Raw genomic sequence first — 25,744 nt, forward strand, 5'->3', positions numbered from 1 at the left:
GTGCCCGGACGAATCGCCCCGGCCGAGGCCCCGGCGCGGCTGCGGGAGCGCGCGCCGGGCCCCGGGGCCTCGTACGTGCTGCTCGACGCGGAGGAGGAGGACGCCGAGTGCGAGCCGCTGTTCAGGCCGTGGCGGCTCGGGTGACGTCCCTGGTCGTGACCACCTTGGCGAAGCGGTTGGCGTGCAGGGTCGTCGCGGTGGCGCGGGCGAGCTCGGCGGCGGGGACGGTGGTGCCGTCGGGGCCGGTCATGTCGAAGGAGTGCATGGCGTCGGTGGGGAAGATCGCGTCGTAGCCGAGGTTGCCGGCCATCCGGGTGGTGGTTTCACAGCACACGTTGGTGATGATCCCGGTGACGACCACCTGCCGGGCGCCGCGCTGCCGGAGCCAGGCGTGCAGGTCCGGGGTGCCGTAGAAGGCGCTGTTGACGGTCTTGGTGACGTGCAGGGCGGGGGTGACGTCGGCGACGAAGTCCTTCAGCGCGTACCCCGGGGTGCCCTCGGCGAGCGGGCCCGCCGTGGAGGCGTGCTGGACGGTGACGATCGGCCGGCCGGTGTCCTGCCAGACGGCGATCAGTTCGGCCATCCGCTGCTCGGCCCGCGGGTTGTCGCGCGGGCCCCAGAAGGAGGCGTCCTCGAAGCCCTTCTGGACGTCGACGAGCAGCAGGACGGCGTCCGGGTCGAGGGTGAGCGGGGCGTCGAAGGCGTCGGTGTTGGTCATGCCGACCATGGTGGTCGGGGCCGCCCGGGCGGCGTGATGGGCGCAGGGGCCACCCATCGATGGATTCCTGCCACGGGTTCCGGTGCCATAGGTTCCTGCCATGCGAACCGTGGGGTGTCTGATCTTCGACGGGGTCCGGGCCTTCGACTACGCGGTGATCGGCGAGGTGTGGGCGAACCGGACCTCCCGGCCCGGCCTGCCCGCCTTCGACCTGCTGGTCTGCGGGCCGGAGGGCGCCCGGGTGCGGCTGGGCGGCGGGCTGGAGCGGGTCCCCGACCACGGCCCCGCGGCGCTGGTCGACTGCGACCTGGTGGTGGTGCCCGGAGTCGAGGACCCGGCCGTCCGGCGGAGCCCGGAGATCCTGGACGCCCTGCGGGCCGTCTCCGCCGCCGGCGTCCCGATCGCCTCGCTCTGCGCGGGCGCCTTCGTCCTCGCCGAGGCCGGCCTGCTGGACGGCCGCGAGGCCACCACCCACTGGGCGCTCGCCCCTGAACTCGCCCGCCGCTTCCCGGCGGTGACGGTCCGGCCCGAGGTGCTCTTCACCGGCGGCGACGGCCTGTGGACCTCGGCGGGCGTCGCGGCGGGCATCGACCTCTGCCTGCACCTCGTCCGCACCGCCCACGGCCAGCAGGCCGCCGCCGCGATCGCCCGCGCCATGGTCACCGCGCCGTTCCGGGCGGGCGGCCAGGCCCAGTTCATCCCCTCCCCGGTTCCGGACCCGGCAGTCGGCGACGACCCGCTGGCCCGGCTCCGGGCGGAGGTGCTGACCTCCCTCGACGCCCCCTGGACGGTGCGCCGGATGGCCGGCGCCGCCCTGATGTCCGAACGCACCTTCGCGCGCAGGTTCACCGCCGCCACCGGAGCCGCCCCGATGCGCTGGCTCCTCGACCAGCGCGTCCTGGCCGCCCAGCGCCTCCTGGAGGAGACCGACCTGCCCGTCGACGCCGTCGCCACCCACTGCGGCTTCGCCTCGGCGGTCTCGCTGCGGCCGGTCTTCACGGCCAGGGTGGGCGTGGCACCGAGGGAGTACCGGCGGGCCTTCCGGGGACGGGAGGACGCCCGAGGTCTACGCGGTCAGGTGGTGACCGCCTGACCGACGGGGAGCGCCACGACGATCTCCTCGTCCTCGTGGTCCCCGGTCGGCCGGAAGCCGAGCGAGGTGTAGAGGTGCCCGGCGGAGGTGTTGTCCGGGTGGTAGGAGAGGCGGATCTCCCGGCACTGCGGCAGCGCCGACAGACGCTCGATCACGGCGTGCATGGTGGCGCGGCCCACGCCCCGGCCCTGTTCGGCCTCGGACACCACCATGCCGCCGATCCAGTGGGTGCCGTCCTCGTCGTCGTACGCCCACATGACGTGGCCCACGATGTCCTCGCCGGCGCGGACGCCGAGGGACGTCCAGACCCCGCCGCGCTGGGAGAGCAGGAGGTAGCGCGCGGCGAGTGCGGCCACGTACCGGCGCTGGTCGTCGGCCGGCGCCACGTCGGCGACGTCGCGCCAGTTCTCCTCCGTGATCTCCTCGAGCACCACGGTCCGGCCCTGGCGGTCGGCGGTCTGCTGCGTCACGCGTTTCCCCACATCTCTGCTGGTCATGAGGGGTGATCATAGGCATACGAACAGGTGGTCGACGAGTGATTTTTCGCGGGCCCGGCGGGGGTGGGGTGGCGCGGGGTGGCGGCCCTCAGCGCCGCCACCCCGTTGGCTTCTCGGCACGGGGGCCGTGGTCCGTTGAGCCAAACCCCACCATGGGGTGAAGCCGTGGGCCGTGGGCCCGTGGGCGCCGTCAGCCCGTGGCGGCCGCGCGCAGGCGCTTCTTGTCCGGCTTGCCGACGGGCGTCAGCGGGATCTCGTCGACGACGTGCAGCACCTCGGGGGCGAAGATCCGCCCCTTGCGCTCGGTGACGAAGGCCTGGAGCTCGTCCAGCCGCGGCCGCTGCCCCGTGGCGGGGACGACGGCGACGTGGACGTGCTCCGCCTCCTGGTCGTCGCGGACCCCGAAGACCGCGCAACGGGCGACCGTCGGGTGGGTGAGCAGGAGGTCCTCCACCTCGGAGGGGTAGACGTGCCCGCCGACCACGATGATCAGGTCCTTGATCCGGTCGGAGAGGTAGAGGTAGCCGTCCTGGTCGAAGTAGCCGATGTCGCCGGTGTCCAGCCAGCCGTCCCGCAGCACCGCGGCGGTGAGGTCCGGCCGCTTCCAGTACCCGGCCATGACGACGTCGGAGCGCACGTGGATCTCGCCCTGCTCGCCGGCCGGCAGGTCGGTGCCGTCGAGCGAGCGGATCGCCACCTCGACGCCAGGGACGGGCCGGCCGACCGGGATCCGGCCGCCCTGGCCGATCCGCTCGTGCTCCCGCGGGGTGAGCACGGAGATCAGCTGCGCCTCCGACATCCCGTAGACGCCCACCAGGACCGGCCCGAAGACCTTGAGCGCCTCGCGGATCCGGGTCGGTGAGGCGGCGCTGCCCCCGTACAGGATCTGCCGCAGGCTGGACAGGTCGGTGCGGCCGATCGCCGGGTGGTCGAGCAGCTGGTGGAGCAACGGCGGCAGCACCCAGAAGTCGGTGATGCGTTCGCGCTCGACCGCCGCCAGGACCGCGCCGGGGTCGAAGGAGCGCAGGAGGACCACCGTGCCGCCGCGCTGGAGGGCCGCGTCGGCGAGGACCCCGCTGAGGTGGGCCAGCGGGGTGGCGGCGAGGAGGCGGGGTGTGCCGTCGGCGGGGTCGCTGACGATCGGGGCGTCGAAGACGCGGCGGTAGGGCCCGTGCAGGCTGAGGATGCCCTTCGGGATGCCGGTGGTACCGCCGGTGTGGCGGATGCTGAGGTCGTCCTCCGGCCCGATCCGGACCTCCGGTGGCTCGGCCGGGCGGTGGGCGGAGGCGGCGATCACGTCCTCGCCGATGGCCGGGGTGCGGCCGTCGAGCGGCCCCGGGCCCAGGGTGAGGACGGTCGGCACGTCGATCAGCGGGAGCAACTCGGGGGCCTCGGCGTACCGTTCGGCGTCCACCAGCAGCACGGCGGTGTCGACGCTCGCGGTGATCTCGGCCAGCACCGGGGTGCTCATGCCGTCGTACAGGTTCACCACCCGGGCGCCCGCGAGGCCCGCCGCGTACCGGGCGCTGAGGGCCTCGGGGGTGTTGCCCGTCAGCAGGGTCACGGTGGTGCCGGGGGCGACGCCCCGGGCGATCAGCTCGTGGGCGAGGCGATAGGTGGCGGTGGCGAGGTCGCCGGCGGTGACCTCGGTGCCGTCGGCGGCGACGACGGCCCGCCGGTCGGGGTCGGAGGCGAGGGACTGGAGGATCAGCGCGGGGCCGCTGACGAACTCCGCGTCGGGCATGGCTACTTCTTCCTTGTAGTTTGCAACCATGGCCACAGGCTAACCCCATCCGTGCCACCGGACCGGGGATGCTCTGCGGGTAATTGGCGTGAACATAGCGCTGTCGGCGCATTTATGACGTCAGGTCAGTTCGGGCTTGGCGCCGGTTCTTCCGCTGTTCGAGTGAATCGCCCGGGAGTTCGGTATGTCGTTCGACAGTTCGGCGCGTCGCTCCGCTGCCCCGCGCCCGCTGCCCCGCTCAGAACGCCGCCGGGGGCCGCAGGGCGAGGTCGGTCGCGGTGGCCCAGTGCTCGGTGGCGGCGGTGACGATCACGTAGCCCCGTTGGGAGGGGAGCCGGGGGAGCAGGGCGCTGTGGCAGCCGTGGCTGTGGTGGACCTCGACCGGGACGGGGACGCCGTGGAGCAGGACCTCGCCCGGGGTGGGCGGGCCGTGGAGCGGGGCGAGGTGGGTGAGCGGGTCGAGGCGGTCCGAGTTGGCCAGGAAGGTGGAGAGTTGGGACTGCGGGGTGGTGAGGGAGCCCACCCGGTGGGCGTCCGGGACGGGGCGCGAGGTCTGGACGACGGCGACGGGCTCGCCGTCCAGGTGGTAGTTGAGGTCCAGGTGGCAGAGGTAGCCGTCGGAGGAGAGCCGCCCCAGCAGGAAGGACCACCCGGGCGGAGCGGCGCGGAGCGCGGCGATCTGCTCGCCCCACTCCGCGGCGGTCTCGCGGTGGGTCGGTACGCGGATGTCGCGCGGGCGGGTGTCGCGGAACAAGGGCTTCCCCCAACGAGTGGTCGGTGAATGGTCGTTGGGATGAGTATGCGGGTGCCTACCGGCCGTTCGGGGGCGGATCGGCCGGTAGGCTCGGGTGCGATGCGGGAGTGATCCGTTCCGGGCGGGAGTGATCCGTGACGACGTACGTTCTGATCCATGGCGCGGCCGCCGATTCCTGGTGCTGGGAGCCGCTGGCGGCCGAGTTGCGCGGACGGGGCCACGAGGTGCTCGCGCCGGACCTGCCGTGCGACGACGACGCGGCCGGGCTCGCCGAGTACGCGGACGCGGTGGTCGCGGCGATCGGCGACCGGACGGGCGGACTCGTGGTCGTCGCCCACTCGTTCGGCGGCTTCACCGGACCGCTGGTGTGCGCGCGGGTGCCGGTGGAACTGCTGATCATGCTCCAGGCCCAGGTGCCGGCACCCGGGGAGACGCCGGGCGCCTGGTGGGAGAACACCGGCTACGGGCCGGCCCGCCGCGAGTCCGACCGCAGCAGGGGCGTGCCGGAGGGTGCGGAGGAGGACGAGCGCGCCCTGTTCCTGCACGACACCCCGGCCGCACTGGCCGAGGAACTCCTCACGGAGCACCAGCGGCGGCAGTCGACGACGCCGTTCGGGACACCGTGGCCGCTGGCGGCCTGGCCGGACGTGCCGACCAGGTTCCTGCTCGCCACCGGCGACCGCTTCTTCCCGCCCGCGTTCCTGCGGCGCCACGTCGAGGAGCGCCTCGGCTTCCGGCCCGACGAGATGCCTGGCGACCACCTCCCGATGCTCGGCCACCCGGAGGAACTGGCCGACCGGCTGGAGGCGTACCGGGCCGCGCTGTAGACGGAGACGTCAAGAGTGAACTCGTGCTGTCCGGGTGGGGCGGTGTCCAGCGTGTGCACTGGTGATCAAATGCCTGGTCCCTGACGGAGCATGCGGAGAAGGAGCGGCCGCCTATGGTGCTGACGGCGCGTCACGGACGCTCGCTGCGTGGAGAAACAGGCGGCCGGGCGGGGCGCGCTGACGACTGGTTCCCTCACCACGGAGGAATTCCCGCATGCCAACGACGAAAGCACCCGCCGCACCGGCACGGGTGCTCCACCGACTGGTCGGCGCACTGATCGCCCTCGCGCTGGCGGTCGGGCTCACGGGCATGACGTCGCCCGCGGCGCGCGCCGACACGAACGAACGTCTCACCAACATCGACTGGGACATCAGTGACCTGAACGGTGGTGGCGGTTCGCCGCACCAGCGGTACTGGGACGTGATCTCCCGGCTCCACACGCTGAGCAGCCACGACTGGTTCAGGACCGACCTGGACGAGACCGTCGTGGCGGACAACGAGCAGCTCATCCAGATCAGCATCCACCGGAGCGGCGTCTACCAGGGTGCGATGTACTTCTGGCCGCACAACCTGTACCTGGCCGGCTTCTACCAGGCCGGGGGCACGCACTGGGTCTTCAACGACGGCGCCGCGTCGACGAACCGCTTCAACCGGGTCCTGGGCGTCAACGCGAGCGTTCTCCCCTGGTCCAGCAACTACAACAACATCCCTGGCGGCGGTAGCCGGCAGAACCAGCAGATCAACGGGCCGAGGCTCGACAACGCCCTGCAGCAGGTGCACCACATCTCCGGCCTCATGGCCAGCGGCAGTGGGCGCAGCCTCCTGGCGGACTCCATCCTCATGATGGTCCAGGCCACCTCGGAGGCGGCGCGCTTCGGTCGGATCTTCGACAACATCCGCGGCAACATCCGCGACCACGGCCTCGCTCAGATCGGCGTTGAGAACGTCAACCTGGAGACGAACTGGGCCACGATCTCGAACTGGGTGTACCGGGTCATGAACAACGCCGGCACTCCTCCCCTCACGTTCGGCACCGAGGGGTTCGTCCGCACGTTCTACACCCTGCAGCAGCTGATGCCGTACGTGGGCTACATGGACCTCTTCAGCGGGTCCCGTCCCAGGTAGTCACACGCTCGGGAAGCCGGCAGGGCAGCTGCTCGGCTTCCGGTCGGAGGTAACGCGCAGGAAGTCGGCCAGGCCGACTTCCTGCGCGTTGTCGTGGTCCGGCATCCGGCATCCGGCCGCCGGCGGCGCCGCCGGGTTTCGCCGCCGGGCGCCGGAGTGAGCAGGAAGTCGGCGGGGCTGACTTCCGGTGCGGGGCGCAGTGCTTCCCGGGGCCTGGCGGTGACCGTGAACACCGCCCCGGGGTGATCCGCTGCGCCACTCCGCAGGACACGACCCCAGGAAACCGGAGGGTGGCCGGTGCCGGAGGAGAGGTGGTTGGTCAGTCGCTGATCGCGAGATGCAGGATCGTGGCCCAACTGTCGGTGACCAAGAGCAGGTTGCGCCACCAGGTGTAGGACGAGTGCGGGCCTCCGACATCGCCGGAGCTTCGGACGGGACCGAGGTGTGCCTCGATGAGGTCGGCGACGCCATCGGCGAGTTCGCCGGCCTGCCGGATCTCGTCGGGCGTGCGCAGGTTGGCTGCCGGCCGCCTGTTGGCGGGCTGCATGAACCCCTCGGTCACCTGTCGACGGAGAATGCCCCGCCAGGCCCGGGATGACGTGAACGGGGCTAGGGGTGTGGTCACCTGGTACCCGCTGCCCCAGCCGCCGGCGTCGTAGACGGCCTGCGCGAGACCCTGCATCCGGTCATGCCCGGGTGTCGTCCCCGCCACGGGGACCACGTGAAGCAGCTCGATGAACGGCTCGTGGTCGCAGTCCTGGAGCAGGTCCAGAAGGGGTTCCGCCGCGGCTTCCACCGCGTCCGGCGCAGCGAGCGGGTTCAGCATGGATGCCCGGGGCCTCTCGTCCGTACGTGCGGTTCGGCCTCATTGTGCTGGCCGAGCGCGCGTTCGTGCGGCGGAGCCGGCGACTGCTGTTCGCCGGGGGTGCGCAGGAAGTCGGCGGGGTCGACTTCCTGCGCGGGGCGCGTGGGGTGCGGCGCGTTCGGTGGCCGCTGGGTGCTGGCGGAGTCGGTGGGTTCAGGGGTGGGTGGCGGCTTGGGTGCGGCAGTGGGTGAGGGCGAGCTTGAGGCGGGGGTCCGGGTTGGGGGTGGCGGTGAGGAGCTCGCCCGCGCTGGTCAGGGTGTTCCAGTACTGGACCGGGTCGCCGGTGCGGGGGAGGGGGTGGGTGGCGGTGAGGGAGAGGTAGGCCGCCGTGAGGTTGCCGGTGGTGAACCAGCGCTGGAGGCCGTGCTGGTGACCCGGGCGAATCCCTCCCAGGGCCTCGATGGCGGCCAGGAAGAGGTCGACGACCGCGAGTTCGGTGGTGTCGAGACTCTTGGGGACGTCGAAGACGCCGAGGGCTTCGAGGAGTTCGCCCGTGTCGTCCTCGGAGTTGGGGCGGGGGTCGGCGAGGAGGGCGTCGTAGCAGTCGTCGAGGCGGCGGGTGGCTTCGGCGTGGGGGATGTCGAGAGCCAGGCAGACCGCGCGGGCACAGATCAGGGGTTGGTGGCCGAGGCGGGCGATGAGCGCGTACGTGGCGGCCGGGGTGGCGCCACGGGAGAGGGTGTGGCGGGCGAGGGTGGCGAGATTCATGGGGGTTCGGGCTTTCAGACGGTGACGAGGACGGGGGTGGGGACGGGAGCGACGAGGACCCAGACGAACTTGCCGACGCCGTCCGGGCGGGAGGCGCTGCCCCAGCGTTCGGCAAGCTCGTTGACGAGGAAGAGTCCGCGGCCGTGTTCGTCGTCGGGGGTGGGGGCGTGGAGGGCGGGGTGGGTGGTGCCGACGTCGTGGACTTCAATCCTCAGGCGGGAGTTAACGAGCGAGAAGCGGACTTCGATGTGCCTCTCGTCGGGGGCATCCGAGTGCTGGACGGCGTTGGCGAACAGTTCACCGAGAAGCAACTCGGCCGTGTCGCCGTACCGTTCGCCCGAGGGGAGCCCGGAGAGGTACGCCCGGAGCAGGTAGCGCGCGAGGGGCGTGGACTCGGTCCGCGAGTCGAGGCGCGCGACGAACATGCGGGGGCGACGGGCAGTGAGCATGGGGCACCTCGAAGGGGGCGGAGGGGCGTGCGAGTGGGGCGCAAAGTTCACGCTGCGCACGCAGATGATCGCTTTCCGGTGTCAATGATCGGCCTGCGGGAGTACGGTTGCGTCCAAATCCACGTGTTGGGCACGTGACGCACAGGTGGGAGTGGTGATGACACGGCGAAAGTAGCGCGGACCGACGGCGAGCTCCGCGATCATGTTCGGCGAGGAGATCCGCTACGCGCGCGAGCAAGCGGGCTACACCCAGGAGGAGTTGGGCAAGCTGCTCCACCTCGACCGGACGGTGGTCTCACGGACCGAGGGTGGGCGACGCAAGCCGCCTCTCGACGAGGTCGTGGAGATCGGGCAGCTGCTGGACGCCGGTGACCTGCTGATGCGGCTGTACGGGCGGGTCGACTGGAACGTGGCGATCGATCACCCGGACTGGTTCGAGGAGTACGTGGACCAGGAGGCCATCGCGATCGGGGTGCGCGCGTACCAGGACTCTGTGATGCACGGGCTGTTGCAGTGCAGGCAGTATGCGCAGACGCTATTCGCCAGCGGTGTTGCGACCGGAAAGCCTGCGGAGATCGAGGAGCTGACCAGGGCTCGACTCAGTCGACAGAGTCGCTTTCTCGAACCTGATGGACCGCTGTTGCTCGTCATCCTTGACGAGAGTGCCATTCGAACGGTCGTGGGCGGACCGGATGTGATGAGAAGGCAGATGGAGCATCTGCTGCGAGTGGCTCAGCTCTCGAACGTCATCATCCAGGTGGCACCATTCTCGTTCCGTCGGATGGTCTTCAACGCGGCTATGGTGATGCTGGAGCTGCCGGATGGGCAGCGATCGGTGTACTCGGAGAGCCTCGATCGAGGGCACCTGAGCAGTGATCCTGACGTCGTGGCCAAGCATCAGCGTCGCTATGATCAGTTCCGCGCTGAGTGTTTGTCAGAGTATGACTCGCTTCGGTTGATGGCCGATGCGCTGGAGGGTTTCAAGGATGAAGAGCAACGAGCTCGTCGTGACGGCCTGGCGGAAGAGCAGCTACAGCGGCGACAACGGCGGCAACTGCATCGAGGTAGCCCCCGGATTCCCCGGCCTCGTTCCGGTGCGTGACTCCAAGGACCCGCAGGGCCCGGCGCTCGTTTTCCCGGCCGCTGCCTGGGAAGCCTTCGTTGCGGCCGTCCGTGAGGGCGACTTCCCGGCGTAGAACTCCCCGAGGAGCGAGCTGTGTTGATCTGGCGGAAGAGCAGCCACAGCGGTGACAACGGCGGTAACTGCATCGAGGTCGCCGCAGCCGCTTGGTGGAAGAGCAGCCACAGCAACAGCGACGGCGGCAACTGCATCGAGGTAGCCCCCGGATTCCCCGGCCTCGTTCCGGTGCGTGACTCCAAGGACCCGCAGGGCCCGGCGCTCGTTTTCCCGGCCGCCGCCTGGAGCGCCTTCGTCGAGGCCGTCCGCACCGGCCGCCTGCCGCTCGAAGGCTGACCCACCCCTCAAGCGCCCTCGGGGCGGGGCACCTGCCGGTGCCCCGCCCCGATGCGTTGACCAGTCCTGTCAGCAGGCCCAGCCGGCCGCGTTGCTCCAGTAGTCCAGCTTCGCCCAGGTCTGCGGGCCGACCTCGCCGTCCACCGTGAGGCCGACGCAGCTCTGGAACTTGTAGACGGCGCTCAGGGTCGCCTGGCCGAAGACGCCGTCCTTGTCGAGCCGGTAGCCCTGGTTGGGGTTGATCGAGAGGTTCAGTTCGCACTGGAGAGCCTGCACGGCGGCGCCGGTGCTGTTCGACCGGAGCAGCGGCTCGGAGGTGGTGTATTCGCTGCAGGTCGCTCCGGGCTGGGCCGCGTTGGCGGTGCCGGCGGTGGCGACGGAGCCGGCGAACAGCAGGCCGGTGACAGCGAGGCCGGTGACGAGCTTGCGCATTGAGGGTCCCCTCCCGTTGACGTGCGCCGTACCGGCGGCGCAGCGTGTGTGTACCAAGAGTGGCCCGAGAGGTCCCGTGAGGGCTGTCCAGAAAATACCTCATCCGGGTGCGCTTATCGGATAGACACGGCCGCCTCGTCGGCCTCGGTGGTCGCCTGGCTCCTCGCCCGGTAGGCCCGCTTCTTCACCAGGGCGCCGCAGGTCTTCATCGAGCACCAACGCCGTGCCCCCGCACGGGAGGTGTCGACGAACGGTGTCCCGCACGCCGGGTTCCCGCAGATGCGGACGCGCGTCCGCTGGTCGGACCCGCAGAGTTCGATCAGGTCTCGCGCGACCATGGAGAGTACGGCCGCGATGTCGTCCCCGTGCCAGCGGACGGTGGCCGCGTCGGGTGAGAGCACGGGCGTCGAAGTCGGTGCGGCGGCAGCGCGGTTGACGAGGCCGACGTCCCCGGGTGCGGGCGTCGCTCCCTCCGCCAGGGCGAGGCCGATCCGCTGGACCGCCTCCCGGAGTCGCCTGGCGCCGTCCAGGTCCGCCTCGGTGCAGGTCGGCGCGGCTGTCGTGCAGCCGCTCTCCACGCACCAGCGGCTCAGGTCCTCCGGTCGGGCCAGCCGTTCGACCCGTACCTCCCTGCCGCGGTCCGCCAGCGTGCCGGCGAAGGCGAAGCACAGCCGCGCGTCGTCGAACCGGAAGTCGGTCTTGGCGCGCTGGCGCCCTTCTCGTCGGCCGTCCCCATCGCTCATGTCCACCACTTTAGGCGGTTGACGCGGCGCGCGGCGAGCGCATAGCGTCCAAGTCCACCGCTTGAACCGGTGGACAATCCCTGAGGAGGTCGCGTCCATGCGCGCCGCAGTCATCGAAGAACTCCACAAGCCCCTCGTCATCCGCGAGGTGCCCGACCCCGAGTGCCCTCCGGACGGCGCGATCGTGCGCGTCGGGGCCAACGGCATCTGCCGCACCGACTGGGCGCTGTGGGCGGGGGAGTTCTGGACGGGAGGGCCGCGGGTCGAGCCGCCGTTCGTCCTCGGCCACGAGTTCGCCGGCACCGTCGTGGAGGTCGGCCGGGACGTCCGGGGCTGGCGGGAGGGCGACCGCGTCATCTTCCCGATGAACCCTGGTGAGGGCTCATGCGAGATGTGCCGCAGCGGCAACCAGCACGTGTGCGAGCACGTGGACTCGCTCGTGCCCGGGGTCTCCTACTGGGGTGCCTTCGCCGAGTACGTCATGGTCCGCTTCGCCGACGTGAACCTCGTCCGGGTGCCGGAGTCCGTCGGCTTCGTCGACGTCGCCGCCCTCGCCTGCCGCTACATGACCGCCTTCCACGGCGTCGTCGACCAGGCCGGGGTCCGTGGCGGGGAGTGGGTCGCGGTGTACGGGGCGGGCGGCGGCATGGGCCTGTCCGCGGTGGAGATCGCCGAGGCGACCGGCGCCAACGTCATCGCGGTCGACATCGACGACGAGAAGCTCTCGGCCGCGCGCGCCCTGGGGGCCGTCCACGCCGTCAACGCGGCCACGGACGAGCCGACGGAGGCGGTGAAGGCCCTCACCGGGGGTGGCGCCCACGTGTCCGTGGACGCCGTCGGGATCGCCGAGGCCTGCCGGAACTCCGTGCTCTCGCTGCGCACGCGCGGCCGCCACCTCCAACTCGGGCACACCACCGGCGCGGAGCGGGGGGACGTCGCGCTGCCGGTCGACGTGATGATGGTCAAGGAGCTGGAGTTCCTGGGCGCCTTCGGCATGCAGGGCCAGCGGTTCGGCACGATGCTCAACATGATCGAAGCCGGACGCCTCCACCCCGGCCGGATCGTCACCCGTACCGTCGGCCTCCACGAGGCGGGCTCGGTGCTGGCGGACCTGGAGACGTACCGGCCGACCGGCGTGGTCGTCATCGACGAGTTCGGGGCCTGAGCGGCCATGGCAGCGGACACGACGACGTCCGTTCCCCGCCTGCGGATCGACCCGGAACTCGGCCGGGCCCTCGACGGCGTTCCGATGACCCCCAACGGCGCGTTCGACCTGACCGACATCGCCGCCACGCGCGAGACGCTCCGCGCCTTCGCCGAGGCGAGCGCCGCCGACACACCCGACGACCCGTCCGTCGCCGTGGAGGAACACCGCGCGGCGCGGCCGGACGGCGGCCCCGACGTGCCGATCCGTCTGCTGAGGCCCACGACCGCGAGCGGGCCACTGCCGGTGCTGCTCTGGTTCCACGGTGGTGGGCAGGTGCTCGGCTTCGCCGCCCAGGACGACCCCTGGCTCAAGCGACTGTGCGCGCGAATCGGATGCGCCGTCGCCGCCGTCGACTACCGGCTGGCCCCCGAGACCCCCGCACCCGGCGCCGCCGAGGACGGGTACGCCGCTCACCGGTGGCTCGTCCGTGAGGCGGGGGCCCTGGGCCTGGACGGCGCCCGGATCGGGATCGCCGGCCAGAGCGGCGGCGGAGGGATCGCGGCGGCCACCGCCCTGCTGGTCCGCGACCGAGGCGGCCGGGCGCCGCTCTTCCAGGCGCTGATGTATCCCATGCTCGACGACCGGAACCGGACCGCGTCGAGCCACGAGATCACCGACATCGGCATCTGGGACCGCTCCGCCAACCTCCTGGCCTGGCAGGCGGTCCTGGGCGAACGCGCCGGAACGGGCGACGTCTGCCCGTACGCCGCCCCCGCCCGCGCGGAAGACCTCGGCGGGCTGCCGCCGGCCTTCATCGCGGTCGGCGAACTCGACTGCTTCCGCGACGAGGACCTGGACTACGCCACGCGCCTGCGTGCCCACGGCGTCCCGGTCGAACTCCACCTGTACCCCGGCGCCTACCACGCCTTCGACCTGTTCGCCCCCGAGTCGCAGCTCGCGCAGGCCTTCAAGCAGGCCTGGCTCGGCTACCTCACCCGCCATCTCCGGGCCCCGGCCCCGTAGCGCGACCGGGCGGCGGTCGCCCCCACCCGGGGCGGCCCCGCCTGTTCGCCGGGGGGTGGTCAGAGGCACCCCTCCGGATGGTCTATAGTTTTCCTCATCACCCAGATGCGCGGGTGGCGGAATAGGCAGACGCGCTGGATTCAGGTTCCAGTGCCCGAAAGGGCGTGGGGGTTCAACTCCCCCCTCGCGCACAGCGAACGGCCGGTCGATCTTCGGATCGACCGGCCGTTTTGTCTTCCGCTCGTCTTGACCGTCGGCTCGCCGGCAGGGCGCCGACGGCACCGCCCTCACTGCCCCCGCCCCCGCCCCTGCCCCGGCTGCCGGGCCGGGCACGGGGCCCCTCCCGCGTTCCAACTCCCGGGCCCCGGTGGCCATTTCGTAAGGTACGACTTTCCCGGCCGCTGTTTACCCCTCCCCTCCGGGGTGGGATTCCCCTTCCGAGTGGCGAGGTCGCCGCTCGCCGAGGAATCGGAGGGGGGCCGCCGTGCCGTGGTCCATGCGGGGCCGGGCGGCCGTCTCCCTAACTGCGGCGGCGCTCGCGAGCGCCGCCGTGATCCCCGCGGCGGGCGCACCGTCCGTCCCCAGGCAGCTCGGCCGCCCCCGGGGCCACACGGTGTGCGCGTACACCGAGGCGGACTACCAGGGCCTGCTGGAGCACATCCGGCAGCCGCGACCGCTGATCGAACCGCCCGTCGAGAGTGCGGTCAACCTCAGCCAAGTAGCCTGGTGCTTCTACGAATTGCCCGCGTACGGCGGCCTCCGCGTCGCCGTCGAACCGGGCCGTGGCACGGCCAGCTTCCCGTACCCCGTCCAGTCCGCGCGACCGGCCGGAGAGGAATGAGCCGCCCTCGGCGGAGGACGGCGAGGACGGCCGTGCCGGTCGCGGCCGCGAGCGCGAGCAGCGCGGCCACGGTCGTCAGGTCGGGGCGGGTGACGGGTTGGGAGCGCAGCGCCTGCCAGAGGAGGAGCAGCACCAGGCCCAGGTAGGCCGTCGCCGCGATCCACATCAGCGCGACCCGGTCGCGCCCGGACAGTCCGCGCGACCGGGTGGCCGGGCGGCCGGGTGGCGAGGAGGAGGCCGATCGGCGGAAGCACCTGGAGCGCGTGGAGGCCGACGAAGTGGGGGATCCGCAGGTCGCCGCCGAGGGTGCTCCAGTCGGTGACGGGAAGCCCCGGGCCGCCGTCGGCGAGCCCGACGGTGTGGGCGCCGACGACCGGCAGGCCGTGGCCCCGCGCGGCGGCCGCGCGCTGCTCGGCGGTGGGCATCGTCCTCAGGAACGCGACGGCCATGCCCGGGGCGCTCACCGCCATGCCCAGGCGCAGCCCCCAGACGGACTCCGGTGGCGGCACCCGTTGGCGTAGCAGCAGCACGACGGTCGCCAGGGCCATCGCCCAGGTGGCGACGATGAAGGCGGGGCCATCGTCATCGTCATCCACGCCGTCGTCGCCGTCGTGGTGCCGAAGGTGAGCAGCCACAGCAGGGTGAGGGTGCAGAGGCCGATCGAGAGCGCGAAGCGGGCCGGTTTCGCCCAGGCGGGCTGCCCCGTGATCGACTGGGGGCCCGTGATCAGGCCCACCAGGGCGATCGCGAGCACGAGGGCCATCAGGACGGCGGTGCCGACCCGCGCCATGCGGTGCCTTTCCCCCGCGACCGGCGGGTGCCTGCACGGGAACGGCCGGTCGACCTCCTGGTCGACCGGCCGTCCGGCCGTTCCGGAGCCGTGAGGGCCTCACGGCTTCGGTGGTGCGGGGTTCGTCACTCGTTGCTCCACGCGGCACCCGCGCCGGTGTACGAGCCGCTGATGCCCTCGTTGTCGGCGTAGGTCCAGGCGGTGGCGTGGGAGAGGCCGTCCGGGCTGACGGTGGACTGGTTGGCGCCGAAGCCGGCGCCGTTCTGGTTGGCGGTGAAGAAGCCCTGACCGAAGGACGCGTCCAGGCCTTCGGTGGCCGAGGCCAGGCCGGCGCAGCCGATCACGAGCGGGGTGGTGAGGGCGGCGACGGCAAGGACACGCTTGACAGCACGCATGATGGTTCTCTCCGTGGAGTTCGAGATCAGAAGCGGCGGCGACCGGTCGGCCCCGCCGGAACCAGACAGCCATGGGCCGCGACCCCCCGCAAGCGACGCCGCCATCCGAACAGACCTCACGGACTGTCAGACACACCGTGCTGACCTGCGGAAACGGCCGATCGGGCGATCTGTCCGCAAGGTCGTTCGGGCGGAGCACGCCGATCGCCGGACACCACGGAGGCGGCCGGTCGATCCGCGGACGACCGGCCGCCGGGCTCACCGGGCCGGGGCCGGAGAGGAACGCGGCCGCTGGCCGTGGACGTTTCGGACGATCGGCTTCGAGCCCGTCCCGCTCTCGTGCCCGTCCCGCTCTCGTGCCGGCAGAGGCAGAGCGCACACACCGGGCAGCCGTCGCAGGGCGTTCGCCACCGATGCCGGGGTTGCCACGGAAGCCGGCGCCACAATGGGCGGTTCAGAGGCGTTCACGGCCGTGCCGAGGGGATTCCTCCCGGGGAAAGTCCGGTGGCACCTGTACCAGATCTACGAGAAGTTCGGCATCACCTCCCGCACCATGCTGCGCGACGCGCTCGGCCCGGTGCCGGAGCCGCCGCAGCGCGCGGGCTGAGGCTACGTCCCCGGCGCGCCCAGGGCGGTGTCCGTGTCCCGGCCGCCCCAACCGCCGTCCGGGCGGCGCCAGATGACGTGGACGCCGAAGACGTCGCGGACGGTGTCGGCCGACCAGTTCTCGGTGGGCGCTTCGGCGAGCACCAGGTAGAGAGCGGCGGCTCCCGCGGGCAGGGTGTGGTTGATCTCCAGCAGCCGGGTCGCGCCCGAGCGCAGGTCCGGGTAGGAGGAGCAGCCGGCGCCGAGCGCCTCGTAGAGGAAGAGACCCTGCCCGGTGACGCAGGCGACGTCGACGACCGGGGAGTCGGTCGGCTGGAAGTCGGCCCAGAGCAGGGCCGACTTCAGCGCGTACCGGACCGCCTCGTGCTTCTTGCACCCGCGGTCGGCCTCGGCGGACGCCTCCAGCATGCGCAGGAAGCCCTCCTTCGTGGCCGGGGCGGGTGCGGCGGGGGTGCTGACCGCGGGGACCATCGGGCTGTCGTCCTCCTGCTCGGGGTGGCGCGGGGCGGCGGGGGGCGTGTCCGCGTCGGTGGGGGCGGGTTCGGCGGGGCTGGGGGTGGTCTCGGCGGGGGCGGGTTCGGTGCGGGTGGGTTCGGTGCGGGTGGTCTCGGCGGGGGTGGATGAGGCCGAGGTGGCGGGGGTGAAGCGGGCCCGGAGCCGCTCGCGGGCTTCGGCCAGGCGCTCCGTCCAGCCGGACGCCGTGAGCTCCTCCCGGAGCCGGGCGAGGTCCAGGGCGCCCTCCTTCAGCGCGCGGTTGGTCGTCGCGGCGAGGTCGCGCAGAGCGCCCAGCGCGTCCCGCTCGGGGGAGCCGAACAGGTGGAACACGTCGACCCAGTCGGCCTGGTCCCGCCGCAGCACGCGGTTGGCCATGCCCTGCAGCTCGGAGAGGTGGACGCGGGCGTCCGGGACGTCGCCGTCCCTCCCGACCAGCTCGCCGAGCACGTCCAGCGCCGCGACGTAGCGCCCCGCCATCCGCTCGGAGACCGGGGACCGGCCCCGTTGGTCGGCGGTGAGGACGGTCTGGGTGGTCTCGTTCGTGAACACCCAGCAGTCCAGCTTCTCGCCCAGCCGCGGCGGCACCGAGCCGTGCCGGACGGTGAGGACGACGGGACGGTCGATCCCGGGGGAGACGGGCTTGACCCGGTAGCGGCCCCCGGGCGCGCGGCCGACGACCTCGACCCTGACGTCCGCGCCGATCCGGGGGAGCGGGCCGGTGGCCTTCTCCGTCGGAACGGCTTTCTCCGCCGGAACGGCCTGGGGGTCGGCCTGGGAGTCGGCCTGGAGTGAGGCCCGGGGTGCGGTCGCGCCGGGGGCGGTGAGCGCCTCCGGCAGCGGAGCGGTGTGGAGGACGGTGAGGCTCTGGGTGCTGCGGGTCAGGGCCACGTACAGCTGCCGCAGCCCGGCCGGGCCGCGATCGGCGATGGTGGCCGGCTCGATGACCAGGACGTGGTCGTACTCCATGCCCTTGGCCTGGGCGGCGGTCAGGACGGACACCGACTCGCGGCCCTCGGTGCCGCCCGTGCCGTCGGCCTTGGCGCTGCCCGTGCCGCCGCCCGTGCCATCGGCCGGGGCGCCGCTCCGGTTGAGCCGGCGGTCGATCTCGTCGAGCCAGTTCGAGTCGTCGGGGACGATGACGGCCACGGAACGGGGGGTGTGCCTGTCGTCGGTGCCCACCAGGCGGGCCACCTGGGCGACGGTGTCGTCGAGCAGCCGCCACGGGTCGGTCGCCACCGTCCGCACCGCGTCCGGGCCCACCGAGCGGACGGCCTGGGGAGACGTCAGCGTCGGTGCGACCGCCTGCGCGAGGGGCGCGACGAACCGCATGATCTCGACGGGAACGCGGTAGCTGGTCTCCAACCGGGCGATGCGCCAGTCGCCGTCGTCGGAGAGGATCGCGCCGAGCTGCTCCCACGTCGCCGGGATGTGCGGCCCGGTCGCCTGCGCGAGGTCGCCCAGGACGGTCATGGAGCCGTTGACGGCGCAGCGCCGCCGCAGGGTGCGAGCCTGCATGGGCGTCAGGTCCTGGGCCTCGTCGATCACGATGTGCCCGTAGCGCCTCGGGGTCTCCCCGCTGATCAGCAGCCGGAGCTCTTCGAGGCAGACCTGGTCGTCGAGGGTCCAGGGTTCGGCGCCGGCGGTGGCGGCGCGGGCCCGGAGCAGCACCGCCTGCTCGTCCGCGTCGAGGACGCCGTCGGCGCAGGCGGCCAGGAGGTCGGGCGAGTCGTAGAGGGTGCGCAGGGCCTCCCGGGCGCCCGGTGACGGCCAGACGCGGTCCACGAGGCGCTCGACCCGGCGGTTGCGCTCCAGGTCACGGCGGACCGAGTCGGCCTGCCGGCGCCGTGGCGCGACGTCCGAGAGTTCCTTCAGTAGACGGTCCACGAGCAGGCCCCGGAAGCGGTCGCGGCGCTCCCGGTAGGGGCCGTCGCCGGCGTGGGCCCGGGCGAGCAGGGCGAGGACCTCGGACCGCGGCACGCGCAGCGTCGTGCTTCCGGCGGTCACGACGACCGTGGGCTCGTCGCCCTCGAAGGAGGGGGCTTCGGTGAGGTCGTCGAGCGCCTCGGGACGGTACTCGCGCTCGACGCGCCGCCGCAGGACGGCCGCCATCCGCTCGTCCGACTTCACCGTCCTGGCCCGCGGGGAGTCCGTGCCGAGCACCTCGCCGTCCCACAGGCGGTTCAGCTGGACGGCGTTGACGTCCCGGGTGCCGAGGGTGGGGAGGACCTGGCCGACGTAGTCGAGGAACCGCTGGTGGGGGCCGATGACCAGGATGTCCTGGGCCTTGAAGTGGTCGTTGTTCACGAGCCAGGTCACCCGGTGGAGGCCGACGGCGGACTTGCCGGTGCCGGGCCCGCCCTGGATGACCAGGATGTCCGAGGGGGAGCCGGTGACCAGGGCCATCTGGTCGCGCCGGATGGTCTCGACGATGTCCCGCATCCGGCCGTTGCGCGAGCGCTGGAGTTCGCGCAGCAGGAAGTCGTCCGGGCGGAGTTCCGGGCGGAGTTCCGGACGGGACGGGGCGGGGGCGTCGGCCGCGTCCTTCGCCGCGGGGTGGGGGCCGCGCCGGCCGCGGTGCTCGGTGGCCTGCCGGGGGATCGGCCGGGGCGTGGGGCGGGGGATCGGCCGGGGTACGGGACGGGGCTCGGCGACCGCCTCGGGGGTCGCTTCGGCGACCGCCTCGGGTGCGGGGAGCGCGTCGGGCATCAATGCGGAGGCCGACGGGGCGATCTCGTCGAAGTAGTCCTCGACGATGTGCCGCACGCACCGCAACTGGCGCCGCAGGGAGACCTCGCCCGGAGACTCGGGCAGGGCCTCCGTCCACCGCTTCGCCAGCGGGCTCGTCCAGAGCACCACCACCGGGTCGCGCGCGTCGTCCCGTACGCCCCGGCGCCCGATGTACCAGGGGCGCGGCTTCCCGCCGGGGTCCTCCGGGGCGTCGACCCGGGCGAAGACCAGGGCTTCGTCGTTGAGCCCGTCGTACTCCGCCGCTCTGGCCTCCGCCTCCGCCCGGTTGGCGATCCCGTCCTTGCCACTCGCCGACGCCTCGGCCGTCGACGATCCGCTCAGCTCACCGAGCCGTGCGGCGTAGCAGCGGTAGGCGTGGTCCACCGCTCGCTGTTCGACAGCCAGGACCTGGTCCCGAGTGGTCGTGCCCATGTGCGTCCTCCCTGCGGCGCCCGGGGCGCCGCTGCGGGCCTGCGTCACGGGCCTGTGTCCGTGCGTGGTGAAACAACTACCAGAGAGCGGGCGGTGACGAACAGACGGAACTGGCGTTCCCCGGGCGGGGGTTCGGGGCCGGCGGGTCGGGTGGCCCGGGCGTCGGCGGGGCGTCGGCGGGGAACCGGACGGGGTGCCCGCGAGCTTCGTCGGGCGGTGGCGGTGGCGGTGGCGGTGGCGGTGGCGGTGGCGGTGGCGGTGGCGGGAGCGGTGGTCGTGGCGGTTGAGGTCCTCCCTCGATCGGGGGAGGAGCGGGGCCGGAAGGCCGGTGATACTGGCGAACATGATCAAGGGACTGCGGCCGCTGCTGCGCGGGTCGACGTATACGGGTGTGCTGTTCGCGGTGGTCGGGGCGCTGGCCGGGCTGCCGGTCGCGATGGTCGCGCTCGGGCTGACGCTGGGGCTGGACGGCCGGCCGGAGGCGGCCTGGGCGGCGCTGCCGGTGTGGGTGGTGCTGCTCGGGGTGGCCGGGCTGCCCCGGGTGGTGCGCCGGGTGCTGGCGGCGGGGGCGCGGCGGCTGCTGGGTGTCGCGGTGCCCGACCCGGTGAAGGGGGCCGCGACGGAGCGGTGGCGGACGCCGGCGTTCGTGGTGGTGCACGTGCTGCTGGGGTGGACGGTACTGATCGGCGGCAGCACGCTGCTGGTGATGGGCCTGACGCTGCCCGGCCGCTGGGCGGCGGGCGAGGCGCGGGTGAGCCTCTTCGGCTGGGCCGCGGAGGTGACGGGCGTCTGGGCCTGGATCGTGGCGGCACTCTGCCTGGCCCTGGCGGCCGCCCTGTTCGCGGGGGTGTCGGGCGCGCTGCGGTGGACGGCGCCGCGACTGCTCGGGCCCTCGCCGGCCGAGCGGCTCGCCATGGCCGCCGAGCGGGAGCGACTGCTGGCCGAACGCAACCGGCTGGCACACGAGTTGCACGACTCGATCGGGCACACCCTGACCGCCGCCACCATCCAGGCGGCCGTCGCGGGCGAGGTGCTGGCCGCCGACCCGGACGCGGCCAGGGCCGCCATGCGCAGCATCGAGGAGTCCACCCGGGCCGCGTTGGAGGACCTCGACTACGTGCTGGGCGCGCTGCGCGACGAACAGTCGGGCACCGCGCCGACCCGCACCCTCACCGACCTGCCCGAACTGGTCGACCGGCTGCGGCACGCGGGCGCGGTCGTGGTGCCGCGGACCTCCGGGGACCTGGCGCGGGTGCAGGGCACGCTCTCCCGGGCCGCCTACCGGATCGTCCAGGAGGGGCTGACCAACGCGCTGCGGCACGGCGCGGGCGGGCCGATCGAGCTGCGGGTGGCGGCGGGGCCGGAGCAGTTGGAGCTGAGCGTGGTCAACGGGGTGGGTGGCGGTCCGGGTGGTGGGGCCGGTGCGGCGGGGTCCGAGGCGGGCGGCTTCCCGACCTCGGGGCACGGGCTGCCCGGCCTGGCCGAGCGGGTGCGGCTGCTGCACGGCGAGTTCGAGGCCGGGCCGGACGGCGAGGGGCAGTGGCGGCTGGTGGTCCGGCTGCCGATGCGGTGGTCGGCGTGAGCGGTGGGAGCGAGGGGAACGGCGGGAGCGGCGCCGATCCGGGTACGCCCGACGTCACCCTCCTGATCGCCGACGACGATCCCGTCACCCGCAGCGGGCTGGGCACCCTGTTGGGTGCCCAGCCGGGCATCACGGTGGTCGGGACGGCCGCCGACGGGGTCGACGTGGTCGAGCGGGCACGGGTGTTGCGGCCCGACGTGGTGCTGATGGACGTGCGGATGCCGCGCCGCAACGGGATCGAGGCGACCCGCGAACTGCTGAGGGAGCGCGGCCCGGTGGGCGGGCGCGGCCCGTCGGGGGAGCACGGTCCGTCGGGGGAGCACGGTGGCCCTCCCAAGGTCGTGGTGATCACCACCTTCGAGAACGACGGTTACGTCACCGCCGCGCTGAGCGCCGGAGCCTGCGGCTTTGTGCTCAAGCGGCTGCCCGTCCCGCAGATCGCCGAGGCGGTGCGGGTGGTGGCGGCCGGGGAGGCGGTGCTGTTCCCGGCCGCGCTGCGCCGGATGGTCGCGCCCCGGCCGCTGGACTCGGCCGAGGCGCTGCCCAGGGCGGGGCTGACCGGGCGGGAGGAGGGGGTGCTGCGGCTGATGGCGACGGGACTGTCCAACCCGGAGATCGCGCAGGCGCTCGCGGTGAGCCAGGAGACGGTCAAGACGCACGTGGGGAACGTGTTGAGCAAGCTCGGCGCGCAGAACCGGACCCACGCGGTGGTGATCGCGTACGAGAGCGGGCTGGTGGTGCCGGGCCTGCCGGGGGCCTGACCGGCCCTCGGTGGGGCTCACGGCCGAGGGCCGATCGGGGTGAGGGCGGCCCCGGCGGGGCTCACGGCCTCGGGTCGACCGGGGTGAGGGTGCCGAGGCGGTCCTCGACGGCCTGGGCGGCGGCCAGGCAGAGGTCCTCCCGGAAGGCCCGGCCGATGAGCTGGACGCCGGTCGGCAGACCGTCCGCGTCGAGGCCGGTGGGGACAGCGACGGCCGGGACGCCGACGAGGCTGGTCACCGAGCAGAGCCGCATGGCCGAGGCGACCCGGTCACGGCCCGCCTGGTCCCGCGACTCCAGACCGGGCTCGACCGGCGGCTCGGTGAACACCGGGCCCAGCACCAGCGGGTACTCGTGCAGGAACTCCGCCCAGGAGCGGCGGATGCCCATCCGGGCGCTCATCAGCCGGACCAGGCCCGCGACGTCCGCGGGCGGGGCGCTGCGCATCGTCAGCTCGATGTAGCGGTCGCCGCCCTCGCCCAGCAGCTGCCGGACGGCGGGCCAGGTCGGTGCGAACTCGCTGACGGGGAGGCGGTGGTACGTCTCGTACGCCTCGTCCAGCCTCGGGACGTCGGGGATCTCCCGGACGTCGTACCCGGCGTCGCGCAGTGCGTCGGCGGCGGTCTCGACGGCGCGGCGGACGGCGGGGTGGACGCCCCGGCCGCCCGGGTCGGTGACGACGGCGACCCTGATCGGACCGTCGAGCGGCTCTCCGTACAGCGGGACGGGCACGGCGCGCGGGTCGCGGGTGTCGGTGCCCGCCAGCGTCTCGTAGGCGAGCCGCAGGTCGGCGACCGTACGGGCCAACGGGCCGTCGGTGACCAGGACCTGGGAGGCCGGGCCGGGGTCGTCCGGCCCGATCAGGCGCTGGTCGGTGGGGAAGCGGCCGAGGGTCGGCTGGAGGGCGGCGACGCCGCAGAACGAGGCCGGGACGCGGACCGAGCCGCCGGAGTCGTTGCCGAGCCCGAGCGGGGCCATCCCGGCGGCGACGGCCACGCCGTCCCCGCCGCTGGAGCCGCCGGGGGTGCGGCTCGCGTTCCACGGGTTGCGGGTGTCGCCGTACAGCTCGCTGCGGGTGTGCATGCCGGCGACGATCAGGGTCGGCATGTTGCTGTGGCCGATCGGGATCGCCCCCGCCGCGCGCAGCCGGGCCACCGGGACGGCGTCGGTGGTGGCGACGTGGTCGCGGAAGTGCGGGGCGCCGAAGGTGGTGGGCACGCCGGCGATCGGGGTGCACTCCTTCACGGTGAACGGCACGCCCGCGAGCGGGCCGAGGTCCTCGCCCGCGGCCCGGCGGCGGTCGGTGTCCCGGGCGGCCTCGCGGGCCCGGTCGGCGAGGAGCTGGGTGACGGCGTTCAGGTCGGGGTTGACCTCGGCGATCCGGGCCAGGTGGCTGTCCACCACGTCCAGCGCCGACGCCTCGCCCGTGCCCACGGCGGCGGCGAGTTCGGTGGCGGGCCTGCTCCACAGGGGCATGGGGGTACTCCTCCGACTTTCGACGTTCCGATGCGGTCGCATCGGTTACCGCACTCTAGCCCGGGAACCGATACGCTTGCATCGGAATAAGTCCGAGACCGGATGACGAGACCGGATGACGTGCGGAGGAGACCGGAGATGCCCAAGCAGGTGGACCACGAGGACCGGCGCCGGCGGATCGCCGAGGCCGTCTGCCTGCTGGTGGACGAGCACGGGCTGGAGGGCGTCAGCCTGCGGGACGTCGCCACCCGGGCGGAGGTCTCGATGGGGGCCGTCCAGCGCTGCTTCCGCACCAAGGAGGAGATGCTCCTGTTCGCGCTCAGCCACGTCGGCGAGCGGGTCGCCGAGCGGGTGCGCGGCCGGCTCACGGCCGGCCCGGCGCAGTCGGCGGCCAGCGAACTCGGGCTGGTGGCCGGTGAGGTGGCGCTGCTGCGGGAGGAGCACCGGGCCGAGGCCAGGATCTGGCTCGCCTTCGTCGCCGGAGCCGCCGTCAACCCGGCGCTGGCGGCGACCCTGCGGAGCAGCTACGCGGCGCTGGAGGAACTGATGGTGCGGCTGGTCGCCGAGGCCGCCGGCGCGGCGGTGGTCGGCGGGTCGGCGCTGGGCGGGGAGGCGGCCGGCGCGACGGTGGTCGCGCGGACCGAGGCCCGGACGCTGCTCGCCCTGGCCGACGGGCTCACCGCGCACGTCCTGGTCGGGCACCGGACGGTGGCGGAGGCGGAGGAGGTCCTGCACGCGCACCTGGCCGGGCTCTGGGCGCGCTGCTGAAACGGGGGCGGGGTCCGTCAGCCGTACCGGATCCGCGCCGGACCCGCGCCGGATCCGTGCCGAATCCGTGCGATGAGATGATCAACGACCGGGGGCGGCTGCTCGCCGCCATCGCCCCGTTCGCCACCGGGCCGGTGCGGATCGAGGACGTCCACAACACCCCGTCCGCGGCGGGCGCCGCCCGGCTCCTCCGGAATCCCGGTTGCCAGGCGGCGGGCCGGGCGGCGAGGATTCCGTTCGTGTCCGAGACGGTGTTCGAGACGGTGTCCGACGGGCCCGAGCTGCGGCCCTACCCCAAGATCCCCGCGCGCGGCCGCTCCGGCGGGCCCGGCAGCCGGGAGTGGACCGCGGCGGAGAAGGTGCACGGGGCGCACTTCGCCGTGGTCTGCGAAGGCGGCTCGGTGCGGGCCGCGAAGCGGCGCGAACTGCTGGACGACGAGGGGCTGGACGGCTTCTTCGGCGTGAGCCGGATCTGGCCCGAACTCTCCGTCGCGGCAGCCAGGTTCGCCGCCGTGGTGCGCGGGACCGGCGGCCCCGGCGCCGTGGTGACGATCTACGGCGAACTGGCCGGCGGCCGCTACCCGCACCCCGAGGTGCCCGCCGCCCCCGGCGTCGACCCGGTCCAGACCGGCGTCTGGTACGCCCCCGGCCTGCGCTGGCTGCCGTTCGACGCCACCGTCGAGACATCCGAAGGCCGTCGGTGGATCGCCGACCGCACCCTGCGCACGGCCGCCCAGGCCGCCGGACTCACCTGCGTGCCCCTGCTCGGACACGGGCCCCTGAACACCCTGCACGACCTCCCGGTGCGCTACCCCACCCGGGTGCCCGCCCTGTTCGGCCTGCCCGAGCTGCCCGACAACCTCGCGGAGGGGTACGTCCTCAAGCCGGCCGGCGAGTGGCACGAGTCCGGTCCGGCCCGCCCCCTGGTGAAGGTGAAGCAGCAGGCCTTCGCCGAGGACGACCGCTACGACGGCGCCCGCCCCTACCTCCCCCCGCCCGAGGGCGCGGCCGGCGTCCCCGCCTGGCTCCTCGTCCAGGCCTCAGCCCTGCTCACCCCCACCCGCGCGGCGGCCGCCGTCAGCAAACTGGGCCCGCGCACGGCGGCGGAGGCCGTGGCGGAGGAGATAGCGGCGGACGTGGCCGACGAACTCGCCGACGCCGTGGGCGGGTTGGATACCGCCGTCCTGGCCGCACTGCGCCTGGCCCTGGAACCCGGCGCGCGCTCGTTGGCGTCCTTCGACGCGCAGGACCGACGCAACTCCTGACAGCGAGG

At 73.3% G+C, this 25,744-nt stretch carries 26 protein-coding genes, 1 tRNA gene and 1 pseudogene; 16 read left to right on the forward strand and 12 right to left on the reverse strand.

Features of this window, described 5'->3' with window-relative positions:
* Nucleotides 1-144, forward strand: coding sequence for a hypothetical protein (locus ACIQ87_RS28750; RefSeq protein WP_402411947.1), 144 nt, complete (start codon nucleotides 1-3; stop codon nucleotides 142-144).
* On the opposite strand, the gene ACIQ87_RS28755 is transcribed toward ACIQ87_RS28750, so the two are convergent.
* Complete coding sequence (locus tag ACIQ87_RS28755; protein ID WP_402411949.1) at nucleotides 122-718, reverse strand: isochorismatase family protein; 597 nt, start codon at nucleotides 716-718, stop codon at nucleotides 122-124. The genes ACIQ87_RS28750 and ACIQ87_RS28755 overlap by 23 nt on opposite strands.
* Nucleotides 719-818: 100 nt before the next feature.
* Here ACIQ87_RS28755 and ACIQ87_RS28760 point away from each other — a divergent pair, with 100 nt between their 5' ends.
* On the forward strand, nucleotides 819-1,811 hold the full coding sequence (locus ACIQ87_RS28760) for a GlxA family transcriptional regulator (RefSeq protein WP_402411951.1): 993 nt from the start codon (nucleotides 819-821) through the stop codon (nucleotides 1,809-1,811).
* On the opposite strand, the gene ACIQ87_RS28765 is transcribed toward ACIQ87_RS28760, so the two are convergent.
* From ACIQ87_RS28765 to ACIQ87_RS28775, 3 genes are all read right to left on the reverse strand, one after another.
* Complete coding sequence (locus tag ACIQ87_RS28765; RefSeq protein ID WP_402411954.1) at nucleotides 1,793-2,308, reverse strand: GNAT family N-acetyltransferase; 516 nt, start codon at nucleotides 2,306-2,308, stop codon at nucleotides 1,793-1,795. The two genes, ACIQ87_RS28760 and ACIQ87_RS28765, sit on opposite strands and share 19 nt — an antisense overlap.
* Before the next feature lie 190 nt (nucleotides 2,309-2,498).
* A complete protein-coding gene (locus ACIQ87_RS28770) occupies nucleotides 2,499-4,052 on the reverse strand; it encodes an AMP-binding protein (RefSeq protein ID WP_402411956.1) in 1,554 nt (517 codons plus the stop codon).
* A 238-nt stretch (nucleotides 4,053-4,290) separates the two neighbouring features.
* Nucleotides 4,291-4,806, reverse strand: coding sequence for a hypothetical protein (locus ACIQ87_RS28775; RefSeq protein ID WP_402411959.1), 516 nt, complete (start codon nucleotides 4,804-4,806; stop codon nucleotides 4,291-4,293).
* Nucleotides 4,807-4,940: 134 nt separating this feature from the next.
* Here ACIQ87_RS28775 and ACIQ87_RS28780 point away from each other — a divergent pair, with 134 nt between their 5' ends.
* The gene (locus ACIQ87_RS28780) at nucleotides 4,941-5,633 is read left to right on the forward strand and encodes an alpha/beta fold hydrolase (RefSeq protein WP_402411962.1); all 693 of its coding nucleotides are present in this window, start codon (nucleotides 4,941-4,943) and stop codon (nucleotides 5,631-5,633) included.
* A gap of 214 nt (nucleotides 5,634-5,847) precedes the next feature.
* Nucleotides 5,848-6,759, forward strand: coding sequence for a ribosome-inactivating family protein (locus ACIQ87_RS28785; RefSeq protein WP_402411964.1), 912 nt, complete (start codon nucleotides 5,848-5,850; stop codon nucleotides 6,757-6,759).
* Nucleotides 6,760-7,078: 319 nt separating this feature from the next.
* Here ACIQ87_RS28785 and ACIQ87_RS28790 read toward each other — a convergent pair whose 3' ends face one another.
* The 3 genes from ACIQ87_RS28790 to ACIQ87_RS28800 all read right to left on the reverse strand — a co-directional run bounded on the left by ACIQ87_RS28790 (nucleotide 7,079) and on the right by ACIQ87_RS28800 (nucleotide 8,781).
* Nucleotides 7,079-7,585: a hypothetical protein gene (locus tag ACIQ87_RS28790; protein ID WP_402411967.1), complete on the reverse strand. Its 507-nt coding sequence runs from the start codon at nucleotides 7,583-7,585 to the stop codon at nucleotides 7,079-7,081.
* A 192-nt stretch (nucleotides 7,586-7,777) separates the two neighbouring features.
* On the reverse strand, nucleotides 7,778-8,332 hold the full coding sequence (locus ACIQ87_RS28795) for a hypothetical protein (RefSeq protein WP_402411970.1): 555 nt from the start codon (nucleotides 8,330-8,332) through the stop codon (nucleotides 7,778-7,780).
* Between the two features lie 14 nt (nucleotides 8,333-8,346).
* On the reverse strand, nucleotides 8,347-8,781 hold the full coding sequence (locus ACIQ87_RS28800; RefSeq protein WP_402411972.1) for an ATP-binding protein: 435 nt from the start codon (nucleotides 8,779-8,781) through the stop codon (nucleotides 8,347-8,349).
* A 202-nt stretch (nucleotides 8,782-8,983) separates the two neighbouring features.
* Here ACIQ87_RS28800 and ACIQ87_RS28805 point away from each other — a divergent pair.
* The 3 genes and pseudogenes from ACIQ87_RS28805 to ACIQ87_RS28815 form a co-directional block, all read left to right on the forward strand.
* A pseudogene (locus ACIQ87_RS28805) lies at nucleotides 8,984-9,733 on the forward strand (Scr1 family TA system antitoxin-like transcriptional regulator); the annotation flags it as partial.
* Nucleotides 9,734-9,746: 13 nt separating this feature from the next.
* Nucleotides 9,747-9,977: a DUF397 domain-containing protein gene (locus tag ACIQ87_RS28810; protein WP_402411975.1), complete on the forward strand. Its 231-nt coding sequence runs from the start codon at nucleotides 9,747-9,749 to the stop codon at nucleotides 9,975-9,977.
* Nucleotides 9,978-9,997: 20 nt separating this feature from the next.
* On the forward strand, nucleotides 9,998-10,255 hold the full coding sequence (locus ACIQ87_RS28815; protein WP_402411977.1) for a DUF397 domain-containing protein: 258 nt from the start codon (nucleotides 9,998-10,000) through the stop codon (nucleotides 10,253-10,255).
* Between the two features lie 69 nt (nucleotides 10,256-10,324).
* On the opposite strand, the gene ACIQ87_RS28820 is transcribed toward ACIQ87_RS28815, so the two are convergent.
* Together ACIQ87_RS28820 and ACIQ87_RS28825 are read right to left on the reverse strand one after the other, a co-directional pair.
* Nucleotides 10,325-10,687, reverse strand: a complete 363-nt coding sequence (locus ACIQ87_RS28820; protein WP_402411980.1) for a peptidoglycan-binding protein — start codon at nucleotides 10,685-10,687, stop codon at nucleotides 10,325-10,327.
* A 113-nt stretch (nucleotides 10,688-10,800) separates the two neighbouring features.
* Nucleotides 10,801-11,430, reverse strand: coding sequence for a CGNR zinc finger domain-containing protein (locus ACIQ87_RS28825; protein WP_402411983.1), 630 nt, complete (start codon nucleotides 11,428-11,430; stop codon nucleotides 10,801-10,803).
* A gap of 97 nt (nucleotides 11,431-11,527) precedes the next feature.
* Between ACIQ87_RS28825 and ACIQ87_RS28830 the strand changes: the two genes are divergently transcribed.
* From ACIQ87_RS28830 to ACIQ87_RS28845, 4 genes are all read left to right on the forward strand, one after another.
* The gene (locus tag ACIQ87_RS28830) at nucleotides 11,528-12,595 is read left to right on the forward strand and encodes an alcohol dehydrogenase catalytic domain-containing protein (RefSeq protein WP_402411985.1); all 1,068 of its coding nucleotides are present in this window, start codon (nucleotides 11,528-11,530) and stop codon (nucleotides 12,593-12,595) included.
* Between the two features lie 6 nt (nucleotides 12,596-12,601).
* Entirely contained in the window at nucleotides 12,602-13,600 is a 999-nt protein-coding gene (locus tag ACIQ87_RS28835; protein WP_402411987.1) for an alpha/beta hydrolase, read from the forward strand.
* Between the two features lie 107 nt (nucleotides 13,601-13,707).
* Nucleotides 13,708-13,791, forward strand: a tRNA-Leu gene (locus ACIQ87_RS28840).
* Nucleotides 13,792-14,084: 293 nt separating this feature from the next.
* Complete coding sequence (locus ACIQ87_RS28845) at nucleotides 14,085-14,441, forward strand: hypothetical protein (RefSeq protein ID WP_402411990.1); 357 nt, start codon at nucleotides 14,085-14,087, stop codon at nucleotides 14,439-14,441.
* A 915-nt stretch (nucleotides 14,442-15,356) separates the two neighbouring features.
* On the opposite strand, the gene ACIQ87_RS28850 is transcribed toward ACIQ87_RS28845, so the two are convergent.
* Nucleotides 15,357-15,626, reverse strand: a complete 270-nt coding sequence (locus tag ACIQ87_RS28850; RefSeq protein ID WP_402411993.1) for a hypothetical protein — start codon at nucleotides 15,624-15,626, stop codon at nucleotides 15,357-15,359.
* Between the two features lie 472 nt (nucleotides 15,627-16,098).
* On the opposite strand from ACIQ87_RS28850, the gene ACIQ87_RS28855 reads away from it, so the two are divergent.
* Nucleotides 16,099-16,233: a hypothetical protein gene (locus tag ACIQ87_RS28855; RefSeq protein ID WP_402411996.1), complete on the forward strand. Its 135-nt coding sequence runs from the start codon at nucleotides 16,099-16,101 to the stop codon at nucleotides 16,231-16,233.
* Nucleotides 16,234-16,235: 2 nt separating this feature from the next.
* Here ACIQ87_RS28855 and ACIQ87_RS28860 read toward each other — a convergent pair whose 3' ends face one another.
* A complete protein-coding gene (locus ACIQ87_RS28860) occupies nucleotides 16,236-19,886 on the reverse strand; it encodes an AAA family ATPase (RefSeq protein ID WP_402411998.1) in 3,651 nt (1,216 codons plus the stop codon).
* Nucleotides 19,887-20,229: 343 nt separating this feature from the next.
* Between ACIQ87_RS28860 and ACIQ87_RS28865 the strand changes: the two genes are divergently transcribed.
* Both ACIQ87_RS28865 and ACIQ87_RS28870 read left to right on the forward strand, forming a co-directional pair.
* The gene (locus ACIQ87_RS28865; RefSeq protein WP_402412001.1) at nucleotides 20,230-21,468 is read left to right on the forward strand and encodes a histidine kinase; all 1,239 of its coding nucleotides are present in this window, start codon (nucleotides 20,230-20,232) and stop codon (nucleotides 21,466-21,468) included.
* The gene (locus ACIQ87_RS28870; RefSeq protein WP_402412004.1) at nucleotides 21,465-22,229 is read left to right on the forward strand and encodes a response regulator; all 765 of its coding nucleotides are present in this window, start codon (nucleotides 21,465-21,467) and stop codon (nucleotides 22,227-22,229) included. The genes ACIQ87_RS28865 and ACIQ87_RS28870 overlap by 4 nt, the downstream gene beginning before the upstream one ends.
* 61 nt (nucleotides 22,230-22,290) lie before the next feature.
* Here the strand turns inward: ACIQ87_RS28870 and ACIQ87_RS28875 are convergent, their stop codons facing one another.
* The gene (locus ACIQ87_RS28875) at nucleotides 22,291-23,703 is read right to left on the reverse strand and encodes an amidase (RefSeq protein WP_402412007.1); all 1,413 of its coding nucleotides are present in this window, start codon (nucleotides 23,701-23,703) and stop codon (nucleotides 22,291-22,293) included.
* Nucleotides 23,704-23,841: 138 nt separating this feature from the next.
* On the opposite strand from ACIQ87_RS28875, the gene ACIQ87_RS28880 reads away from it, so the two are divergent.
* Nucleotides 23,842-24,471, forward strand: a complete 630-nt coding sequence (locus tag ACIQ87_RS28880; protein WP_402412009.1) for a TetR/AcrR family transcriptional regulator — start codon at nucleotides 23,842-23,844, stop codon at nucleotides 24,469-24,471.
* A gap of 77 nt (nucleotides 24,472-24,548) precedes the next feature.
* Complete coding sequence (locus ACIQ87_RS28885; protein ID WP_402412012.1) at nucleotides 24,549-25,736, forward strand: RNA ligase family protein; 1,188 nt, start codon at nucleotides 24,549-24,551, stop codon at nucleotides 25,734-25,736.
* Nucleotides 25,737-25,744: the final 8 nt, after the last annotated feature.

It is taken from the genome of Kitasatospora sp. NPDC096204 (genome assembly GCF_044763205.1).
GTDB lineage: Bacteria > Actinomycetota > Actinomycetes > Streptomycetales > Streptomycetaceae > Kitasatospora.

Coding starts and splice junctions, on each gene's coding strand:
- ACIQ87_RS28755 (WP_402411949.1), bottom strand. CDS start 718: ATGACCAACACCGACGCCTTCGACGCCCCGCTCACCCTCGACCCGGAC.
- ACIQ87_RS28760 (WP_402411951.1), top strand. CDS start 819: ATGCGAACCGTGGGGTGTCTGATCTTCGACGGGGTCCGGGCCTTCGAC.
- ACIQ87_RS28765 (WP_402411954.1), bottom strand. CDS start 2,308: ATGACCAGCAGAGATGTGGGGAAACGCGTGACGCAGCAGACCGCCGAC.
- ACIQ87_RS28770 (WP_402411956.1), bottom strand. CDS start 4,052: ATGCCCGACGCGGAGTTCGTCAGCGGCCCCGCGCTGATCCTCCAGTCC.
- ACIQ87_RS28785 (WP_402411964.1), top strand. CDS start 5,848: ATGCCAACGACGAAAGCACCCGCCGCACCGGCACGGGTGCTCCACCGA.
- ACIQ87_RS28790 (WP_402411967.1), bottom strand. CDS start 7,585: ATGCTGAACCCGCTCGCTGCGCCGGACGCGGTGGAAGCCGCGGCGGAA.
- ACIQ87_RS28795 (WP_402411970.1), bottom strand. CDS start 8,332: ATGAATCTCGCCACCCTCGCCCGCCACACCCTCTCCCGTGGCGCCACC.
- ACIQ87_RS28800 (WP_402411972.1), bottom strand. CDS start 8,781: ATGCTCACTGCCCGTCGCCCCCGCATGTTCGTCGCGCGCCTCGACTCG.
- ACIQ87_RS28810 (WP_402411975.1), top strand. CDS start 9,747: ATGCGCTGGAGGGTTTCAAGGATGAAGAGCAACGAGCTCGTCGTGACG.
- ACIQ87_RS28820 (WP_402411980.1), bottom strand. CDS start 10,687: ATGCGCAAGCTCGTCACCGGCCTCGCTGTCACCGGCCTGCTGTTCGCC.
- ACIQ87_RS28825 (WP_402411983.1), bottom strand. CDS start 11,430: ATGAGCGATGGGGACGGCCGACGAGAAGGGCGCCAGCGCGCCAAGACC.
- ACIQ87_RS28830 (WP_402411985.1), top strand. CDS start 11,528: ATGCGCGCCGCAGTCATCGAAGAACTCCACAAGCCCCTCGTCATCCGC.
- ACIQ87_RS28835 (WP_402411987.1), top strand. CDS start 12,602: ATGGCAGCGGACACGACGACGTCCGTTCCCCGCCTGCGGATCGACCCG.
- ACIQ87_RS28850 (WP_402411993.1), bottom strand. CDS start 15,626: ATGCGTGCTGTCAAGCGTGTCCTTGCCGTCGCCGCCCTCACCACCCCG.
- ACIQ87_RS28860 (WP_402411998.1), bottom strand. CDS start 19,886: ATGGGCACGACCACTCGGGACCAGGTCCTGGCTGTCGAACAGCGAGCG.
- ACIQ87_RS28865 (WP_402412001.1), top strand. CDS start 20,230: ATGATCAAGGGACTGCGGCCGCTGCTGCGCGGGTCGACGTATACGGGT.
- ACIQ87_RS28875 (WP_402412007.1), bottom strand. CDS start 23,703: ATGCCCCTGTGGAGCAGGCCCGCCACCGAACTCGCCGCCGCCGTGGGC.
- ACIQ87_RS28880 (WP_402412009.1), top strand. CDS start 23,842: ATGCCCAAGCAGGTGGACCACGAGGACCGGCGCCGGCGGATCGCCGAG.
- ACIQ87_RS28885 (WP_402412012.1), top strand. CDS start 24,549: ATGATCAACGACCGGGGGCGGCTGCTCGCCGCCATCGCCCCGTTCGCC.